Origin of the sequence: Streptomyces sp. NPDC001093, from assembly GCF_040298985.1 — a bacterium.
Taxonomy (GTDB): domain Bacteria; phylum Actinomycetota; class Actinomycetes; order Streptomycetales; family Streptomycetaceae; genus Streptomyces.
This window is the reverse complement of the sequence record NZ_JBEPBF010000262.1, coordinates 1-4,130: the sequence shown is the minus strand read 5'-3', so window position 1 is coordinate 4,130 and position 4,130 is coordinate 1. Positions and strand designations below refer to the sequence as shown.

The 4,130-nt window shown below is 69.8% G+C and carries 4 protein-coding genes; all 4 read right to left on the bottom strand.

Features of this window, described 5'->3' with window-relative positions; genetic code table 11:
- Positions 1–29: 29 nt before the first annotated feature.
- Positions 30–1,202, bottom strand: a complete 1,173-nt coding sequence (locus ABT288_RS49575; protein ID WP_351623393.1) for an acetoin utilization protein AcuC — start codon at positions 1,200–1,202, stop codon at positions 30–32.
- Positions 1,153–2,367: an MFS transporter gene (locus tag ABT288_RS49570; protein WP_351623392.1), complete on the bottom strand. Its 1,215-nt coding sequence runs from the start codon at positions 2,365–2,367 to the stop codon at positions 1,153–1,155. The genes ABT288_RS49575 and ABT288_RS49570 overlap by 50 nt, the downstream gene beginning before the upstream one ends.
- Positions 2,368–2,512: 145 nt before the next feature.
- The gene (locus ABT288_RS49565) at positions 2,513–3,286 is read right to left on the bottom strand and encodes a VC0807 family protein (RefSeq protein WP_351623391.1); all 774 of its coding nucleotides are present in this window, start codon (positions 3,284–3,286) and stop codon (positions 2,513–2,515) included.
- A gap of 93 nt (positions 3,287–3,379) precedes the next feature.
- Positions 3,380–4,024, bottom strand: coding sequence for an HAD family hydrolase (locus tag ABT288_RS49560; protein WP_351623390.1), 645 nt, complete (start codon positions 4,022–4,024; stop codon positions 3,380–3,382).
- Between the last annotated feature and the right edge of the window lie 106 nt (positions 4,025–4,130).

Sequence of the window (4,130 nt, the reverse complement as noted above, 5' to 3'; positions counted from 1 at the left end):
GGTCCAGGGGGCGGAGCCCCCTGGGCGGTTCAGGGCAGCAACCCCCGCAGCGGAAACACCGCCCGACGAGTCGCCCGTACCGCCTGATCAACCCGATCCGCAGGGTCGTAACCCGACTCCCACGACGCCCAACTCACCGGCCACCGCCCATCAGTCATCCGCTGCGGCCCGAACTGCCGAGTCCGAGCGAACGCGTCCTGCCGCCACGCCTCGGGAATCATCGCCTCCGGCGCCACCGGCCTCCCCGCCGCGATCCCCACCAGATGCGTCCACGAGCGCGGCACGACGTCCACCACCGCGTACCCGCCGCCCCCGAGCGCGACCCACTTCCCCCCGGCGTACTCGTGCGCCAGCTCATGACACGCCACCTGCACAGCCCGCTGCGCGTCCAGCGACACCGCAAGATGCGCGAGCGGATCCTCGAAGTGCGTATCCGCCCCGTGCTGCGACACGAGCACCTGCGGCCGGAACTCCGCCAGCAGCTCCGGCACCACCGCGTGGAACGCCCGCACCCACCCCGCGTCCCCGGTCCCCGCAGGCAGCGCCACGTTCACCGCGGCCCCCTCCCCCGCCCCGGCGCCCGTCTCCTCCGGCCACCCGGTCTGCGGGAACAACGTACGGGGATGCTCGTGCAGCGAGATCGTCAGAACCCGCGGATCCTCCCAGAACGCCGCCTGCACCCCGTCCCCGTGGTGTACGTCGACATCCACATACGCGACCCGCTCGGCCCCCAGCTCCAGCAACCGGGCGATGGCCAGCGAGGCGTCGTTGTACACGCAGAACCCCGACGCGCCCCCGGGCATCGCGTGATGCAGTCCGCCCGCGAAGTTCACGGCGTGCTCGGCATCCCCCCGCCACACCGCCTCCGCCGCCCCCACCGACTGCCCGGCGATCAGCGCGGACACCTCGTGCATCCCCGCGAACGCGGGATCGTCGAGGGTCCCGAGCCCGTACGACGGGTCCGCCGCCGCCGGATCGGCCGACGCGGCCTTCACGGCGTCGATGTAGTCCTCACGATGGACCAGCCGCAGCGTCGACTCCCCGGCCGGCTTGGCCGCGACGACCTCCATCTCCCGGTCGAGCCCGAAAGCCCCCACCAGTTTCCGGGTCAGTGCCAGCCGGACCGGATCCATCGGATGGTCCGGGCCGAAGTCATAGCCCGTTACTGCCTCGTCCCACATCAGCTGTGCGCGGCCGCTCATGCCCGCCACCGTATCTGTCCGGTTGAGCGGCGAACGACCTGGCGTACACGAGCGTCACCAGCACCAACACCATCGGCACGAGCATGGCTCCCCGATAGCTCCAGGCATCGCCCAGAGCACCCACCAAGGGCGAACCGACCAGGAATCCCACGTAATTGAAAATATTGAGCCGCGCGATGGCCGCATCCGAAGCCCCCGGGAACAACCGCCCCGCCGCCGCGAACGTCTGCGGCACCAGCACGCACAGCCCCAGACCCAGCAGCGTGAACCCGAGCATCCCCACCCACGCCCCGGACGCCGAGGCCACCACCGCGAACCCGCCGGCCGCCACCAGCGTCCCGAGCCGTACGACCGCCACGGCCCCGAACCGCCGCACCCCGAAGTCCCCGATGGCCCGCCCCAGCAGCGTCGTCACCATGTACACGTTGTACGGCACCGTGGCCAGCTGCTCCGAGCTGCCCAGCACGTCCTTCAGGTACTTCGCGCTCCAGTTGGAGACGGTCGAGTCCCCGATGTAGGCGAAGGTCATCACCAGACACAGCGGCAGCAGCAGCCTGAAGACGACACCCCCGCCGCTCCTGCCCTGCTCCTCGGCCACGGGCGCCGGATCGCCGTCGACGTACCACCGGCTCCCCACGAACGTCGCCGGCAGCAGCACGGCCACCACCGGCAGGTACGACACCCACAGCGCGAGATGCCAGTGCGCCCCGACCCACGCCAGCGAGGCCCCCAGGATCCCGCCCAGGCTGTACGCGGCATGGAAGCTGAGCATGATGCTGCGCCCGTACGACCGTTGCAGGCTCACCCCGAGCATGTTCATGGAGGCGTCCAGCGCGCCCACGGCCAGCCCGAACGCGCCCAGCGCCACCGCCAGCTCCGCGAGGTGCCCGCCCGCCCCGGCGCCGAGCAGCGCCAGCAGGACGACCGGCTGGGACCAGCGCAGCAGCCGGCTGGGCCGTATCCGCTTCACCAGCTGCTCGGTGGTCACGCTGCCGGCACCGGCGAGGATCGGTACGGCGGCCAGGAAGACCGGCAGCAACGCGTCGGAGACGCCGTACCGGTCCTGGATGGCCGGGATCCGCGTCACCAGCAGGGCGAAGGTGGCGCCCTGAGCGAAGAAGCTGAACGCCAGCGAGGCCCTGCCGCGCCGCAGCACATCAGTCATGGCGGCGAGCGTAGGGCCCCGGGCTACCTGTGGGTAGATCCAGCCAAAGATGAATTTCCCTCAGCTTTACCGAGTGGCGGCGTTACCGAGTGGCGGCGTTACCGACTGACGGCGTTACCGACTGACGGCCTTACGGCATGACGGCTCAGGCGACGACAGCGACTTCGGACGCACCGGCCTCGGACGTCTCGGAGACACCGGCCTCGAGCGTCCCGGCTTCGCCGGCCTCGACCTCGGCGGCCAGCATGCTCTCCATCGGCCCGGCGGCCAGGCCGCCGCTGACCACGAACCCGATCACCATCGCGCCGACGAGGACAACGGTCCCGAGCCACACCATCGTGTCCACGGGAACGGTGTACGCACCCACAACCCGGGCGGCACACTCGGCGAGCAGCACCAGCCCCCAGACGACCGAGAACGCCTTCTCCTTGCTCCGGAAGTCCGCGGACCGGACCGACGCCCCGGAGACCAGCCGCTCCCAGGCGGCCTCCTTGGCCGCGTCGCCCTTCACCAGGAACGGCTTCATGCCCGCGGTCATCATCGGCTTGCCCACCCAGACGGAGGCGAGGATGCCGAAGGCGACGACGCTGCTGACCCCGCTGTCCTTGGCGAGCATCAGCCGCGGGTCACCGGAGACGAAGCTCAGCAGCAGCGAGACGACGTTGACGACCAGGATGAGACCGGCCAGCGCGTTCGTCCTCCGCTCCTTCACCAGGCCCCACACGGTCCTCAGCGCCGGCACCACACTGCTCCAGGCGAGCGCGGCGAAGGTGCTCATCCCGAAGGCGTCCTTGAAGAGGTAGTACGAGCCGAGCGGCACCGCGACGTCCAGGAGCAGCGGCTTGAAGTTGTCCAGCACGCTCGGGTTCTGCTTCTGCTGCCGCTCGGTCCGGCCCTGGGTCCCCGTGTTCTTCGTCATGCCCTCAGCATCGCCGCCGCAGGGGGTCCCCCAGTAGAAACGATCGTCCGGACGTCCGCATGACAATTGTCAGGACTGGACCGATGGCTCAGGTCATACCAGCAGGTCAGCCAACTCGCCCATGGTGGAAAAGAGTTGGTCGGCGCTTGCCAGCTTCGCCGCCGGCGTCATCGCGGTGAACCCGTAGACCGTCATCCCGGCCGCCACGGCCGCCTGGACCCCCAGCGGAGAGTCCTCCACGACCAGACACCGCTGCGGCGACACCCCCATCCGCTCCGCGGCGTACAGGAAGAGATCGGGCGCCGGCTTCCCACGTCCCACGTCCTCGGAGCTGAAGATCCGCTCCTCCGCGAACCAGCGGTCGAGCCCGGTCGTACGGTGCCCGACCCGGATCCGGGCATGACTGCCCGAGGAGGCCACGCAGTACGGCACCCCGTCCGCGGCCAGCTTCTCCAGTACGCCGGCCACGCCCGCCACAGGCTGCAACTCACGCTCGAACGCGGCGAACACGCGCGCGTGGAAGACGTCGTCGAAGTCGTCGGGCAGTCGCTGACCGGTCCGCTGCAGCACGACCTCATGGACCCGGTGCATCGCCGAGCCCATGTAGTCCCGGATGGATTCCTCGTACGACGTCGGGTGCCCCAACTCGGTCAGGTAGGCGGCCAGATGCCGATTGGAGATGGGCTCGCTGTCGACGAGCACCCCGTCATTGTCGAAGATGATCAGGTCAAAGCGCATGGGCCAACCCTAAACGCAGAAAGGCCCACGCCTTCCGGCGTGGGCCTTTCCCAAGAATTGTTCGGCGGTGTCCTACTCTCCCACAGGGTCCCCCCTGCAGTACCAT